Genomic DNA, 14486 nt, shown 5'->3' with positions numbered 1-14486 from the left:
AAAGATATAAATGTCAATCAAAATATTAAAAAATAAATTCAGAAAAAATTCGATATGGACGCGAATGCATATAGATCCATTTTTTATACTTACAATTATTTTATTGTTGGTTTATGGCATAATAATTGTTTGGAGTGCTAGCGGTCAAAATATTAATATTATAGAAAGAAAATGTATTCAAGTGATAATTGGTTTAATGGCTATGATAATATTAGCTCAAATACCACCTAAGATATACGAAACATCTGCGTATTATCTTTATGGTATATGCGTAATTTTATTAATTTCAGTTGATATTTATGGTCAAATAAGTAAAGGATCTCAACGTTGGCTAGATTTAGGAATATTAAGATTTCAACCATCAGAAATTGCTAAAATAGCAGTGCCTTTAGCAATTACAAAATTTGTTAATCGTGATTTTTATCAATTAAGTTTACAACGTATTATTATAGCTTTAATTTTCATATTTATACCAACTTTATTAATAGCGATACAACCGGACCTAGGTACATCTATTTTAGTAGCTATGTCAGGATTACTTGTGTTGTTTATTTCCGGCATCGACTGGAAGTTGATTTTTATAGCATGTTGTTTAATAGTTTTGTTTAGTCCTATTTTTTGGTTTTTTTTAATGCAAGATTACCAACGAGAACGTGTAATGATGTTATTTCATCCTAACAGTGATCCTTTAGGTGCTGGATATCATATTATGCAATCTAAAATAGCTATTGGTTCTGGTGGTGTATATGGCAAGGGTTTTCTTGAAGGTACTCAATCACAATTAAATTTTTTACCAGAACGTCACACTGATTTTATTTTTGCAGTTTTAGCAGAAGAACTTGGCTTTATAGGAATAATAATTCTATTCTTATTATATTTATTAATAATTACAAGAGGTTTAATGTTAGCATTACGAGCTCATACTTCTTTTGGTTTTGTTATAATAAGTACATTAGTATTAATTTTATTTGTTTATGTAATTATTAATGTTAGTATGGTTAGTGGCATCTTACCTGTAGTTGGCATTCCGTTACCAATGGTAAGTTATGGTGGATCAGCTCTTACAGTACTCATGGCTGGATTCGGTATTGTGATGTCTATTGATACTCATAGAAAGGTGATATCTGATATTTAAACTTAATAAATTGTAATTGTATTAAAAAATTGATTGAATTTAAGTAATTTGTAAACCCATTTCTTGCATCTCAGCTCTATAAGAAGACCTAACTAGTGGACCACAAGCAACATAAGTAAAACCTATAGATAGGGCTTCTTTTTTTATATCATTAAATTCTTTCGGAGTTACATAACGTTTGACTGGAAAATGGTTGCGACTTGGCTGTAAATATTGTCCTAATGTCAACATACTTACACCATGATTGTATAAATCACGCATTACTTCAATAATTTCAGTATTAGTTTCACCTAATCCTAACATTAATCCAGATTTAGATGGAATATTTGGATGATATTGTTTGAATTGTTCTAGTAATTTTAGTGATTTTTTATAATTTGCACCAGGACGAATTTGGCGATATATTCTTGGAACATTTTCTATGTTATGACTAAATATATCAGGAGGCTGATTGATGATAATATTTAAAGCACGATCCATACATCTACGAAAATCAGGAACTAATATTTCAATTTTTATATCAGCATTTTTTTTACGTATTGAATAAATACAATCAACAAAATGCTGTGCACCACCATCAATTAAATCATCGCGATTAACAGAAGTAATTACAACATATTTTAATCCAATACTAGTTACAGTACTTGCTAACCTTTCAGGTTCATTAATATCAGGCATGAATGGATTACCATGTTTAACATCACAAAAAGGACATTTTCTAGTACAAATAATACCAAGAATGATAAATGTTGCTGTATTTTTATTAAAACATTCAATGATATTAGGACAAGATGCTTCTTCACAAACTGAATTGATTTTGTTTTTACGCATAATTGATATTATATTATTTATGCGATTTGAATTTATAGGAAGTTTGATTTTAATCCATTTTGGTTTAGGAAGTATTTCTTGGTTTTGTGTTTTTATATTTTTTATCGGAATTGTTTTCATAATTAATATGTCAATTAATACATTAGCATTTATTTAAAATAAAACTATTTTTTACATAAATCATCAAAGAACAAAGAAAGCAAATTAAATATTTTAAAAAGATATTTATTTATTATAATTTATGATTTCCATTTTGCATCTTTGTAATTCATTAAATTAATAAATTCTGATATTAACAAAGATTTAACTTTATCGATATCAATATTTGGATAGTAGTGCTGTATTTTTGTCATTTTCATATTAACATGTCCACAAGGGTTAATACTTAAAAATGGACTTAAATCTACTGTTACATTAAGAGCTAAACCGTGAAGAGAACAACCCTTACTAATGCGCAATCCTAACGAACAGATTTTTTTGCCTTGTACATATACTCCAGGTGCATCTAATCGACTACAAGATTCTATTTTAAAATAATTTAAAGTTTTAATTGCTGTTTCTTCTAAAATGTGTACTAATTTATGAACACTCATCTTACGACGTTTTAAATCTATTAGTACATACATTATTTGCTGTCCGGGACCATGATAAGTTATTTTACCACCTCTATCGGACTGGATAACTTTGATATTAATATTTTCTAATATATTTTTTTTAGTTTCCGATCTACCTTGAGTAAAAATTGGATAGTGTTCAGCTAACCAAACTTCATCGTAGCTCTTATTATTACGTTGATTTGTATACTGATGCATAGCATCTGATGCAGATTGCCATGAACATAAATTTAACTCACGTATTAAAATAGAGTTGATTGGCAAAATAATTCCTTTTAATAAAAGTTACAATTATTTATAAAAAATTAAAGTGTATATATGAAAACAAATTTTATAAATTTAATTAATTTTCCTACTCAATTTACTTATAAAATCATTGGATTATCCAAACCTAATTTAGTTGACGATATAATAAAAACTATAAAACTTTACTGCTCGGATTATTATAAAATTAAAATTTACCACAGTCGTAAAGGAAATTATACTTCTGTTAATATTACTATTATTGCTAATGATATCAATCAAATTGAAAATATATATAATGCATTAGGAAAAATAAAAATGGTGCGTTTTGTATTATAATTAAAATAAAGTTATTTTTAATAAATCCTATTTTAAAATAAAACCCGCCTAATAGCGGCGGGTGGTTGTGTTTCTGACTGTTAACTTAAAGACTGATAACGTTAGCAGCAGATGGGCCTTTTGCGCCGTCAGTAATTTCAAATTCTACTCGTTGGCCTTCAGCTAGAGTTTTGAACCCGTTACTCTGAATAGCAGAGAAATGTACAAATACATCTTTGCTACCATCTTCAGGAGTAATGAAACCGAATCCTTTTGATTCATTAAACCATTTAACATTACCTTTGATCTTAGACATCTAATATTACCTTTACATGAAAAATATAACACTACTACTGTATCAGTGCTCAGTACAGCAATTATGGAAAAAATTATATAACTTAAATTTAACTATACTTCAATAAATACTAATATTTTATTATTAATTAACCTCCATATTAATCATCTTAACAAATAAAAATAAATAATAATTTATTACATAAGACATTAACTATTACATAAAATAATATTTAATTCAAACAAAATATTAATATTATTTTTTTAGTAAAAATTCTAAATTTATAGGTATTAGTATACCATAAATTAGTAATAAATGTATTCTCTAAAAATGAAAATTTATCTGTTGATACTTAAATATTTTCTTTCTAATTATCAAATTAGATAACTAATCATATTAAATTTTTATGTTAATAAAAACTAAAATAATTAGTTTTTTATTATGTATAAATATAACAAATAAATATAAAATTAAGTCAATAATTTAATATTAACAATATTGTCATTTCAAACATTTATTAAACTCAATAGAAATAAATTAATATTTGTGTTTTGTCAAGTTATTTTGATATTATATTAAATAATAAAGTCGTAGTTAGTAAAAAAATGAGTAAAAAATTGCAGAAATTGAAGTTAAACCAATTAATACTACAAATAAATCACAAATATTACTGCAATATTTGTGCATCTTTGCAACTTTTCTTATTGCATACATTGGCATCAAAAACAAAATAATTGATATAATTGGTCCTCCTAAAGTTTCTATCATCTTTAAAATATTAGGATCTATTGTAGCTACGCACCAAGTAGTTATTAATATAAACAACGAAGTGATATAATTTAATGTTTTAGGAACTATATTTTTTCCCAATTTACGTAGTATTTTATTTATTATGCCATTAAGTCCTTCTTTAGCTCCTAAATAATGACCAAGAAAAGATTTAGTTATTGCTATGATGGCAAGAGGTGGTCCTAACCAGTCTATTACTGGTACATTAAAATGATTTGCTAGATATGATAATATAGTAATATTTTGTTTTTTAGCAATATCAAGATCTTGTGGAGAAAGACTAAAAACACAACTAAAAACAAAAAACATAACGGTTATTACCATTAATAAATTTGAATAGGCAAGAATACGAGAACATTTTTTTTCTGCGTATTCACCGCATTCTGATCTTTTTACTAATGCAAAAGAAGATATAATAGGAGAATGATTAAAAGAAAATACCATAACTGGAATAGCTAACCACAATGTAATCCATAAATTATTATTTTGGTTAGTATATAGCGTTTTTAATATATCTCCATGCCAATGTGGTATCAAATATAATGCTATTATAATTAAAGCCATAATAAAAGGATAAACTAATATACTCATTATTCTTAATATTATTTTTTCACCGAATCTAATAATTATCATCATAAGAATAATTAAAATAAATGATAGCAGTGCACGTGGAGGTGGTGTTAATTTCAATTGATTTAAAATAAAACTATTTAGTGTATTAGTCATAGCAACACTATACATAAGCAATGTAGGATATATTGCAAAAAAATAAAATAAAGTCATAATATTTCCTGCATTAATACCAAAGTGTTCTTCTACAACTTCAGTAATACCTCCTGAAGGATTATTTCCAGATAGTACAAACCTTGTTAAAGCTCGATGAGAAAAAAAAGTTAAGGGAAAAGCAATAACGGTCATTAAAATTAATGGAATGATTCCGCCAATACCTGCATTAATAGGTAAGAATAAAACGCCTGCACCAATTGCTGTACCGTATAAACCTAGTAACCAAATAGTATCAGTTTTATGCCACCCTTTTTTAGCTATCTCATTAATATTATTTGACATGCTGATTTGAGTGGTTTTCATATAATACTCCAATAAAAGTCTTATAAATTTTATTTAATAATTGTTTAAATCATTTTTGTATTATTTAATAACAAACTAAAATTATTTAAAGTATTTCAATAAGAATTAAACCAACTAAAATTAAATATTTTAGTTATATTATTAATGTAATTTATATTAAATTGAAATTTTTTAATTTATATATGATTTATTAAAAAATATTATCAATTTAATAAATTGAAATATTATTTTTTATTATTTATAATAAAAAATAGAATATGTCATTATTTAAACTAAAAAATAATAATATTAATTATAATCATCAGTAATTAATTTAGTTATCTAGGATAATGTTATCTTTTCAAGATTTTTTTAAAAGATCATATATTCAAATATATGATTAGACATGTGTTATTAATTAATAAACTTTATATCCAATTCATCAAATATTTCCAATAATTAAATAGTAATATATATTGATCTTTTATCTAATGAAATGTTTTAAAGAGATTTTATAAAATTATTGAATATTTATTTGTTATTAAATTATATTTTTAAATATAATTTATTTTTTTACTAAAATATTAAGTATTGAAATATATAAATTATTAATTATATTATATAATAACATTATTAAAAAATAAGATTAATCATTAAATTATTGACCTATAATCATAATTGTATATCACTATAGTAAAATAATGTATTATATTTAACTTTATCTTATCTATATCTATAAAGAAATTTTTAATAAATTGATTACTTATGATAAAAATCAGTAATTAAATTTTATTTATCAAGGTTTATAAAAATGTTAAAAATTGAAATATATACAAAAAAAACATGTGGTTATTGCATTAAAGCAAAACAACTATTAAATAAAAAAGGATTTATTTTTAAAGAAATTTCTATTGATGAAAATACAATAAAAAGAGAAGAAATGATAAAACGTAGTGGTTTAAAAAGTGTACCTCAGATATTTATTAATGATAAACATATTGGAGGTTGTGATGATTTATTTGAATTTGATAGAAAAAAATTAAGAAAATTTTTATAATATGATATTTACTTTGATTTCTAGGTTATGATTACATGCTAGATTATAAATTTGATGAAATGAGATTTCATATTCAACGTATATATATTAAAGATATTTCATTTGAGGCACCTAATACGCCTCAAATCTTTCAAAAAGATTGGAATTCAAAACTAGAATTAAATATAGATACTTTTTCTAATCAATTATCTAATGAAATATTTGAAGTTGTATTAAGACTAACTGTAACAGCTAATATAGATAAAGATATTGCCTTTCTTTGTGAAGTTAAACAAGCTGGAATATTTAATATAATTGATATTCCTGATTTATATAAAACACATTTTTTACGAGTATATTGCCCAAATATTTTGTTTCCTTATGGAAGCGAATGCATTTCTAACTTAGTTACTCGTGGTACATTTCCTCAAACACATTTGACACCTATCAACTTTGATGAACTTTTAAAAAACAAGATTTCTATAAAAGAAAAGTAAACTAATTTTTATATAACTATATTTATCAATAAATATAGTTATATTGATTATAATAAAATTTTAATTTAATTATTTTACATGACTATCTATTATACTAAAAATTATTTTTGTTTAATAAGATTTAATCGAAATAATTAATGCATTACCTAATAATTATGCAATTATAATTTCAGCAATAATATTTAAAAAAATATGCTTTTTTAAAATAACAAAATAATATATTTATAATAGTAATTTTACTTTAATATTCATAAATAATTTAGCAAATATAAAACAAAAAAAATAAAAAATTTTTACAGGAAACAAAAAAATGTTTTTTGATAAATTAGAATTCATTTGGAATAATATCACGAGAGAAGCTCGAATTATGTCTGAATGTGAACCGATATTAGCTAGTTTTTATCATGCAACATTACTTAAACATATAAATCTTAGCAGTGCACAGAGCTATATTTTATCTCATAAGCTTTCTAGTTCAATAATGTCTGCTATTAACATTCATGATATACTAAAAGAAGCTTATACTGATGATATTTCTATTGTTTTTTCATCTGCTTATGATATACTGGCAGTACTTCAGCGAGATCCAGCAGTAAATAAATATTCAATTCCACTACTTTATCTCAAAGGATTTCAAGCATTGCAATCATATCGCATTAGTCACTGGTTATGGAATAAGGGCAGGTATTCTCTGGCAGTGTATTTACAAAACCAAATTTCAGCTTCTTTTGGTGTGGATATTCATCCTGCAGCAAAAATAGGTCATGGTATTATGCTTGATCATGCAACAGGAATTGTTATTGGTGAAACAGCAGTAGTTGAAAATGATGTATCAATTTTACAATCAGTTACTCTCGGAGGTACAGGCAAAATAAAAGGAGATCGGCATCCAAAAATTCGTAAAGGTGTTATGATTGGTGCTGGTGCTAAAGTACTTGGCAATATTGAAATAGGCAAGTGTGCAAAAATAGGCGCAGGCTCGGTAGTGTTAAAAAATGTTCCTCCAAATACTACTGCTGCTGGTATTCCAGCTCGTATTATTGGTAAATCAGGTAGTAAAACACCATCAATGGAAATGGATCAATATTTTAATAGTTCAGGTTTTCAACTTGGTGATGGTATTTAATTTCAATAAAACGATTTAATCTAAAATGTTAAGACACATCTATGTAATATTTTTTATTTAAAATACTCAGTTAGTAACGATACTATCTTATTTACTGATTTATCACAACAAAGTTATTAATAAATATTAAATTTCTATTAAAGTATTAATTAATAAATTATATAAATATTTTATAATTTCATTATAACAAATTTTTATTTTTATGTTTATAATAATAGAGTTAATATAATATACATTAATATAAATGCAGAATAAAAATTTTCATTAATTTTTAACAAAAATTAATGAAAATACATTACACTAAATCATTTTTGTTTATATATACTTAAATTTGTATTAAGTAATTACTGTTTTACTATAGGCATAAATTTATTTCAGCTTAACGTTAAAATTAAGCTTAGCTTATATTATTAATTTAAATAATAATTTTATTTAATATAAAAATAAGGAGCTTAAAATGAAACATTCTTATTGCCAACTAGTAAAACGTGCTGTATTAACAGCAACTATTTTTTCTTTTATTTTATTAATTATAAAAATTATTTCTTGGTGGTATACTGAATCAGTGAGTTTACTTGCAGCTTTAGTTGAATCAATAGTTGATATAACTGCTTCTTTAATTAACTTACTAGTTGTTCGTTATTCATTGCAACCTGCTGATTCTGATCACATGTTTGGTCATGGTAAAGCAGAATCACTAGCTGTATTAGCACAAAGTATGTTTATTTCAGGGTCATCTCTTTTACTTTTTCTAACTGGCATTAAGTATCTTATCTCACCAAGTGTAGTTCATTCTCCAGTTATAGGGATAATTGTAACTATATTAGCACTTATTTCTACTTTAGTTTTAGTAGCTTTTCAAAGCTGGGTAGTACATAAAACTAATAGTCAAGCAATTCGTGCTGATATGTTACATTATAAATCAGATGTTATCATGAATTTTGCTATTTTAATTGGGCTTATTTTAAGTAGTTATAATTTCACACATGCTGATGCATTATTTGCTCTAGGAGTGGGTTTATTTATTTTTTATAGTTCATTGAAAATGGGATATAATGCAGTTCAATCACTACTAGATTGTGTATTACCAGAACAAGAACGAAAAAAAATATCAGAAATACTAAACAAATGGCCCAACATAAAAGGTATTCATGATTTACGAACTCGTCAATCTGGATCAACTAAATTTATTCAATTTCATCTTGAATTAGAAGATAATTTACCACTTTTACAAGCACATTATGCAGCTGATAGAATAAAAAAAGCATTACTTACAGAATTTCCAGATGCAGATATAATTATTCATCAAGATCCCTATTCTGCTATACATCTTGAAAAAAATAAAATAATATTTTAAATCGAAAAAATTATTTTTAAATCTACCAACAGATAATATGAAATATTATTGAAATTAATTAAAAGAAGAAACATTAAATATTTATAATATCGATATTAATATTAAAATAAATCAATTAATTAATATAATAACTGGAATGTATCATGATTAAAAAAATTGGTATATTAACTAGTGGTGGTGATGCTCCAGGAATGAACGCCGCTATTCGTGGGATTGTACGTTCTTCGTTAAGTGAAGGATTAGAAGTTGTTGGTATTTACGATGGTTATTTAGGTTTATATGAAAATCGTATGATACAACTTGATCGTTATAGTGTATCTGATGTAATCAATAGAGGTGGTACTTTTCTTGGTTCTGCTCGATTTCCTAGTTTTCTTAACGAAAAAATTAGATATATAGCTATTGAAAATATGAAGTATTCTGGTATTGATGCTTTAGTAGTCATAGGTGGTAATGGTTCTTATATGGGTGCTATAAAATTAACCGAAATGGGTTTTCCTTGTATTGGTTTACCAGGAACAATTGATAATGATATAGCTGGAACTGATTATACTATAGGATACTTTACTGCACTTGAAACTATAGTTGAGGCTATAGATCGTTTAAGAGATACTTCATCTTCACATCAACGTATTTCTATAGTTGAAGTGATGGGTCATTATTGTGGTGATTTAACATTAGCGGCTGCAATTGCAGGTGGATGCGAATTCATTGTTTTACCTGAAATACCATATAATCGTGAAGAATTAGTAGAGGAAATTAAAATAGGTATGGCTAAAGGGAAAAAACATGCAATAGTTGCAATTACTGAAAACATATGCGATATAGATAATTTAGCATTTTTTATAGAAACAAAAACTAAACGAGAGACTCGTACAACTGTGTTGGGGCATATTCAAAGAGGAGGTTCTCCTTGTGCATATGATCGTATTTTAGCTTCTAGAATGGGTAATTATTCTGTTCAATTGTTAATTCAGGGTTATGGAGGTCGCTGTGTAGGAATACAAAATGAAAAAATGGTACATTATGACATTCATGATACAATTAAAAATATGAAACGTTCATTTAAATTGGATTGGTTTAATCTTGCTAAAAAATTATATTAAAATTTATAAAAAAATTAACAAAACAATATAATTTTATTTTCAGTTAATTTTATTATTATTTTCTACTAGTTGAATAATTCGTGAAAAAACTGTAGCATTTAATGAAGCTGTACCAATCAGTAATCCGTCAACATCAGGTTGATTAATAATTTTAATAGCATTTTCTATATTTATGGAACCTCCATATTGAATAATTAATTGATCAGCAATCTCTTTATCTTTTTTTGCCAGATAACTTCTAATAAATTCATGAGTGGTTTGTATTTTCAAAGGAGTAGCTGATTGACCTGTACCAATAGCCCAAATGGGTTCATAAGCAATAACTGCATTTCTAAATGCTTTTATTCCTTGATTTTTCAATATAGTATCAATTTGTAATTTACAAATTTCTTCAGTTTTACCTGTTGCATTTTCTCTTGCATTTTCACCAATACATAAAACAGGTATTAAATTAAACAATTTAATTATAGAATATTTTTTTGCTATATAGTCATAATCTTCTTTATGATAAATACGACGCTCTGAATGGCCTACTATAACATATTCTACACCCGTTTCTTTTAACATTTCTATTGAAGTTTCTCCTGTAAAAGCTCCAGATATATTGATATCTACATTTTGAGCACATACTTTTATTTTACTTGACGTCATTTTTTTTACTCGATCAAGATATATTGTAGGAGGTGCAATTGATATTTTGCATCGATTTATGTTCAACATTTTTTGATTAAGTTCATTGATGAAATTATATATCATTGAACTATTGCCATTTAATTTCCAATTACCTATGATTAGTGGGTATTTCATTATATATTCCAATTTTTGATAAAATATATTGTATATATTTGTTAACTAATACTATAATAAAATAATTCCTTACTCTCATATAGAGAATAATATACAATAATATAAATATCTAATGAAATATTTATATTATTAATGAATTTAAAAATAAATTTATATTTAATATAGTGAAATAATCTTAAATAAATGTAAGAAAAATTAATTATAGCTACAAACATATCACTGACAAAATAGTCATTTTAAATGAATTATTAATTACTTACCAATAATTTTCACTAGTTATATTACCAGGATTTGCCTTTAGATTTATCTTCATGCTTCTAGTGTCTTTTAACAATTGCTGAGTTTTGTGCACCATTCCCGGATTACCACATAACATAACATGACTATCTTCAGCGTTTATATTTAGTTTAATTACACTTTCTAAAGCTCCATTATTAATCAAATCAGGTATATGACCATGTAAAGAATTAGATATTTTTTCTCGACTGACTATAGTTTGAAATCGTAATTTTTTACGATATTTTTTTTGTAAATTATTTATTAAATTTGTAAAACTTAAATCTGCAAAATATCTTACTGCATGAATAAGGACAATATTTTCAAAACGATCTAAATCATTTCCGCATTGTAATATTGAAAGATATGGTCCAATAGCAGTACCAGTTGCGATCATCCATAATGTTTTACATGTAGGAACTGAATTTAATATAAAAGAACCACATGCTTCTTTTGCTATCATCAATTTTTCATCTGGCTTCAATCCTTGCAAGTATGGGCTTAACTTGCCTTCAGATACTATGGTTAAGTAAAATTCTAGTATTTCATCATTTGGAGAATTTACATAAGAATAAGCACGCTGTATACGCTTACCATCTATTTCTAATGCAATTTTAGTAAATTGACCTGCTATAAAAGGACAAATAGGCGCTTTAACACGAATACTAAACAAAACATTTGTCCAATTTTTTATTTCATGAACTCGAGCATCAACCCAGTCAGACATAGTGTAACCTTTTAAAATTTTTATAGAATTAATTACATAATAATTTACATCACAAAGTCAGGTAGATAATAACAATTTTCCGATAATTATCTTACATTAAATATTAATGTTATCTTCTATTACAAAAACAACTAATGATAACTTATATATCATATAATATCTTGTAATAAATATTGAATAACATTCAAACATATCTTTACGTAATATAATATAATTAATCAAGATATATCAAATATATCATAAAATATATTTTTTTGCTTACTAAAAATTAATATTTTTTATTAAAATAAAAAGCCCAACTAGCTATAGCTAGGCTTAAGATACATAGTTTAAGATAACTAGGTTTATTTATAATATAAAACGACTAAGATCTTCATCAGAAACTAATGTATCTAAATGTTTACCGACATAATCTGCATCAATTGTTACTGATTCACCTTTACGATCACTAGCATCATAAGAAATATCTTCCATTAGACGTTCAAGCACAGTATGTAAACGGCGAGCACCAATATTTTCAGTTGTTTCATTTACATGCCATGCAGCTTCCGCAATCTTACATATGCTATCATCAGTAAAATCTATATTTACACCTTCTGTATTAATCAAAGCCTTATATTGCATTGTAACTGAAGCTTTTGGTTCAGTTAATATTCTTTTAAAATCATCTACAGTTAAAGCTTTTAGTTCAACACGAATCGGTAATCTGCCTTGAAGTTCAGGAATGAGATCAGAAGGACTTGCCACCTGAAAAGCACCAGAAGCGATAAATAAGATATGATCTGTCTTTACCATACCATGTTTAGTAGATATAGTACATCCCTCTACTAAAGGTAACAGATCGCGCTGAACACCTTCACGTGATACATCTGGACCACCAGTGTTTTGACCACCATACTTGCATATTTTATCTATTTCATCGATAAAAACAATACCGTGTTGTTCAACAGCTTCAATAGCATCTTTTTTTAATTCTTCTGGATTTACTAATTTAGCAACTTCTTCTTCTATTAAGAACTTCATAGCTTCTTTTATTTTCAATTTTCTAGATTTTTGTTTCTGAAAACCTAAATTTTGAAAAATAGACTGCAATTGGTTTGTCATTTCTTCCATACCTGGAGGTGCCATAATTTCTATACCTAAAGAAGCTACTGATACATCAATTTCGATCTCTTTATCTGCTAACTGACCTTCACGTAATTTTTTTCTGAAAGATTGCCTTGTTGTCGAAGATTCTTTATGATTTGTTTGTTGATTCCAATTATCCTTCATAGGAGGAACGAGAACATCTAAAATACGTTCTTCAGCTATTTCTTCAGCACGATGCCTATTTTTTTCTATAGATTGACTACGTACCATTTTAACAGCTGAATCAGTTAAATCGCGAATAATTGAATCAACTTCTTTACCAACATATCCTACTTCTGTAAATTTTGTTGCTTCAACTTTAATAAAAGGTGCATTAGCTAATTTAGCTAATCTGCGTGCTATCTCAGTTTTTCCTACACCGGTTGGTCCAATCATTAGAATATTTTTAGGTGTTACTTCATGGCGTAGCTCTTTGTTAAGTTGCATGCGTCTCCATCTATTACGTAATGCAATAGCTACGGCTCTTTTAGCACTATCTTGACCTATTATAAAACGATTCAATTCTGTAACAATTTCACGAGGAGTCATCTCGGACATAATTAAAATCCTTACGCCTTGAACGGTAATTCTTCAAAATTAACGTTATGATTAGTGTATATACAGATATCACCAGCTATATTAAGTGCCTTTTCAACTATATTTCTTGCATCTAACTCAGTATTTTCTAATAAAGCACGAGCTGCGGCTTGTGCAAATGAACCTCCAGAACCAATAGCAATTAAATCATTTTCCGGTTGTATTACATCTCCATTACCACTTATAATAAGAGATGTTGATTCACTAGCTACCGCTAACATCGCTTCAAGACGACGTAAAATACGATCAGTACGCCAATCTTTTGCTAATTCAACAGCTGCTTTAACCAAATGACCTTGATGAGTTTCCAGTTTACGTTCAAACAATTCGAATAAATTAAAGGCATCTGCAGTACTACCTGCGAATCCAGCAATTATTTTGTCATTATAAAGACGACGTACTTTTTTTACATTGCTTTTCATTATGGTATTACCAAGAGTAGCTTGACCATCACCACCAATAACTACTTGACCATTACGTCGCACACTTACTATTGTTGTCACAGGTAGATTTCCTTGTTACATGCAAGAAGGGCT

Annotated in this window: 15 protein-coding genes; 7 read left to right on the top strand and 8 right to left on the bottom strand. The window is 26.5% G+C overall.

What is annotated here, in order from left to right; genetic code table 11:
• The first annotated feature begins 10 nt into the window (after window positions 1-10).
• On the top strand, window positions 11-1135 hold the full coding sequence (rodA, locus tag CRV12_RS00240) for a rod shape-determining protein RodA (RefSeq protein WP_136130651.1): 1125 nt from the start codon (window positions 11-13) through the stop codon (window positions 1133-1135).
• Between the two features lie 39 nt (window positions 1136-1174).
• On the opposite strand, the gene lipA is transcribed toward rodA, so the two are convergent.
• Together lipA and lipB are read right to left on the bottom strand one after the other, a co-directional pair.
• Complete coding sequence (gene lipA, locus CRV12_RS00235; protein WP_136130650.1) at window positions 1175-2086, bottom strand: lipoyl synthase; 912 nt, start codon at window positions 2084-2086, stop codon at window positions 1175-1177.
• A 119-nt stretch (window positions 2087-2205) separates the two neighbouring features.
• A complete protein-coding gene (lipB, locus tag CRV12_RS00230) occupies window positions 2206-2844 on the bottom strand; it encodes a lipoyl(octanoyl) transferase LipB (protein WP_136130649.1) in 639 nt (212 codons plus the stop codon).
• A 54-nt stretch (window positions 2845-2898) separates the two neighbouring features.
• On the opposite strand from lipB, the gene ybeD reads away from it, so the two are divergent.
• Window positions 2899-3162 carry a DUF493 family protein YbeD gene (gene ybeD / locus CRV12_RS00225; protein ID WP_136130648.1) on the top strand — a complete coding sequence of 88 codons (264 nt, stop codon included), beginning with the start codon at window positions 2899-2901 and terminating at the stop codon, window positions 3160-3162.
• 85 nt (window positions 3163-3247) lie between these two features.
• Here the strand turns inward: ybeD and cspE are convergent, their stop codons facing one another.
• Together cspE and CRV12_RS00215 are read right to left on the bottom strand one after the other, a co-directional pair.
• Window positions 3248-3457, bottom strand: coding sequence for a transcription antiterminator/RNA stability regulator CspE (gene cspE / locus CRV12_RS00220; protein ID WP_006118399.1), 210 nt, complete (start codon window positions 3455-3457; stop codon window positions 3248-3250).
• Between the two features lie 573 nt (window positions 3458-4030).
• Window positions 4031-5314, bottom strand: coding sequence for a serine/threonine transporter (locus CRV12_RS00215; protein ID WP_136130647.1), 1284 nt, complete (start codon window positions 5312-5314; stop codon window positions 4031-4033).
• Window positions 5315-6104: 790 nt separating this feature from the next.
• Here CRV12_RS00215 and grxC point away from each other — a divergent pair.
• The 5 genes from grxC to pfkA all read left to right on the top strand — a co-directional run bounded on the left by grxC (window position 6105) and on the right by pfkA (window position 10415).
• Window positions 6105-6350: a glutaredoxin 3 gene (gene grxC / locus CRV12_RS00210; RefSeq protein ID WP_136130646.1), complete on the top strand. Its 246-nt coding sequence runs from the start codon at window positions 6105-6107 to the stop codon at window positions 6348-6350.
• A gap of 35 nt (window positions 6351-6385) precedes the next feature.
• Window positions 6386-6826: a protein-export chaperone SecB gene (gene secB / locus CRV12_RS00205; protein ID WP_136130645.1), complete on the top strand. Its 441-nt coding sequence runs from the start codon at window positions 6386-6388 to the stop codon at window positions 6824-6826.
• A gap of 310 nt (window positions 6827-7136) precedes the next feature.
• Window positions 7137-7952, top strand: coding sequence for a serine O-acetyltransferase (cysE, locus tag CRV12_RS00200; protein ID WP_136130644.1), 816 nt, complete (start codon window positions 7137-7139; stop codon window positions 7950-7952).
• Between the two features lie 457 nt (window positions 7953-8409).
• On the top strand, window positions 8410-9309 hold the full coding sequence (gene fieF, locus CRV12_RS00195) for a CDF family cation-efflux transporter FieF (RefSeq protein WP_136130643.1): 900 nt from the start codon (window positions 8410-8412) through the stop codon (window positions 9307-9309).
• Window positions 9310-9452: 143 nt separating this feature from the next.
• Entirely contained in the window at window positions 9453-10415 is a 963-nt protein-coding gene (gene pfkA / locus CRV12_RS00190) for a 6-phosphofructokinase (protein WP_136130642.1), read from the top strand.
• Window positions 10416-10454: 39 nt separating this feature from the next.
• On the opposite strand, the gene tpiA is transcribed toward pfkA, so the two are convergent.
• The 4 genes from tpiA to hslV form a co-directional block, all read right to left on the bottom strand.
• Window positions 10455-11222, bottom strand: a complete 768-nt coding sequence (gene tpiA, locus CRV12_RS00185) for a triose-phosphate isomerase (RefSeq protein ID WP_136130641.1) — start codon at window positions 11220-11222, stop codon at window positions 10455-10457.
• A 256-nt stretch (window positions 11223-11478) separates the two neighbouring features.
• Window positions 11479-12225, bottom strand: a complete 747-nt coding sequence (locus CRV12_RS00180; RefSeq protein WP_136130640.1) for an FAD-binding oxidoreductase — start codon at window positions 12223-12225, stop codon at window positions 11479-11481.
• Between the two features lie 348 nt (window positions 12226-12573).
• A complete protein-coding gene (hslU, locus tag CRV12_RS00175) occupies window positions 12574-13911 on the bottom strand; it encodes an HslU--HslV peptidase ATPase subunit (protein WP_136130639.1) in 1338 nt (445 codons plus the stop codon).
• Between the two features lie 11 nt (window positions 13912-13922).
• Window positions 13923-14453: an ATP-dependent protease subunit HslV gene (hslV, locus tag CRV12_RS00170; RefSeq protein ID WP_136130638.1), complete on the bottom strand. Its 531-nt coding sequence runs from the start codon at window positions 14451-14453 to the stop codon at window positions 13923-13925.
• Between the last annotated feature and the right edge of the window lie 33 nt (window positions 14454-14486).

The sequence above is a fragment of the Candidatus Pantoea edessiphila genome (assembly GCF_002933315.1).
In the GTDB taxonomy this organism is placed as follows: domain Bacteria; phylum Pseudomonadota; class Gammaproteobacteria; order Enterobacterales; family Enterobacteriaceae; genus Pantoea_C.
This window is presented reverse-complemented; position numbering and strand designations above follow the sequence as displayed.

What these genes read in the sequence shown, in the direction of transcription:
- pfkA (WP_136130642.1), top strand. Translation starts at nt 9,453, where the DNA reads ATGATTAAAAAAATTGGTATATTAACTAGTGGTGGTGATGCTCCAGGA.
- cspE (WP_006118399.1), bottom strand. Translation starts at nt 3,457, where the DNA reads ATGTCTAAGATCAAAGGTAATGTTAAATGGTTTAATGAATCAAAAGGA.
- hslU (WP_136130639.1), bottom strand. Translation starts at nt 13,911, where the DNA reads ATGTCCGAGATGACTCCTCGTGAAATTGTTACAGAATTGAATCGTTTT.
- CRV12_RS00215 (WP_136130647.1), bottom strand. Translation starts at nt 5,314, where the DNA reads ATGAAAACCACTCAAATCAGCATGTCAAATAATATTAATGAGATAGCT.
- tpiA (WP_136130641.1), bottom strand. Translation starts at nt 11,222, where the DNA reads ATGAAATACCCACTAATCATAGGTAATTGGAAATTAAATGGCAATAGT.
- lipA (WP_136130650.1), bottom strand. Translation starts at nt 2,086, where the DNA reads ATGAAAACAATTCCGATAAAAAATATAAAAACACAAAACCAAGAAATA.
- fieF (WP_136130643.1), top strand. Translation starts at nt 8,410, where the DNA reads ATGAAACATTCTTATTGCCAACTAGTAAAACGTGCTGTATTAACAGCA.
- grxC (WP_136130646.1), top strand. Translation starts at nt 6,105, where the DNA reads ATGTTAAAAATTGAAATATATACAAAAAAAACATGTGGTTATTGCATT.
- ybeD (WP_136130648.1), top strand. Translation starts at nt 2,899, where the DNA reads ATGAAAACAAATTTTATAAATTTAATTAATTTTCCTACTCAATTTACT.
- CRV12_RS00180 (WP_136130640.1), bottom strand. Translation starts at nt 12,225, where the DNA reads ATGTCTGACTGGGTTGATGCTCGAGTTCATGAAATAAAAAATTGGACA.
- rodA (WP_136130651.1), top strand. Translation starts at nt 11, where the DNA reads ATGTCAATCAAAATATTAAAAAATAAATTCAGAAAAAATTCGATATGG.
- cysE (WP_136130644.1), top strand. Translation starts at nt 7,137, where the DNA reads ATGTTTTTTGATAAATTAGAATTCATTTGGAATAATATCACGAGAGAA.
- secB (WP_136130645.1), top strand. Translation starts at nt 6,386, where the DNA reads ATGCTAGATTATAAATTTGATGAAATGAGATTTCATATTCAACGTATA.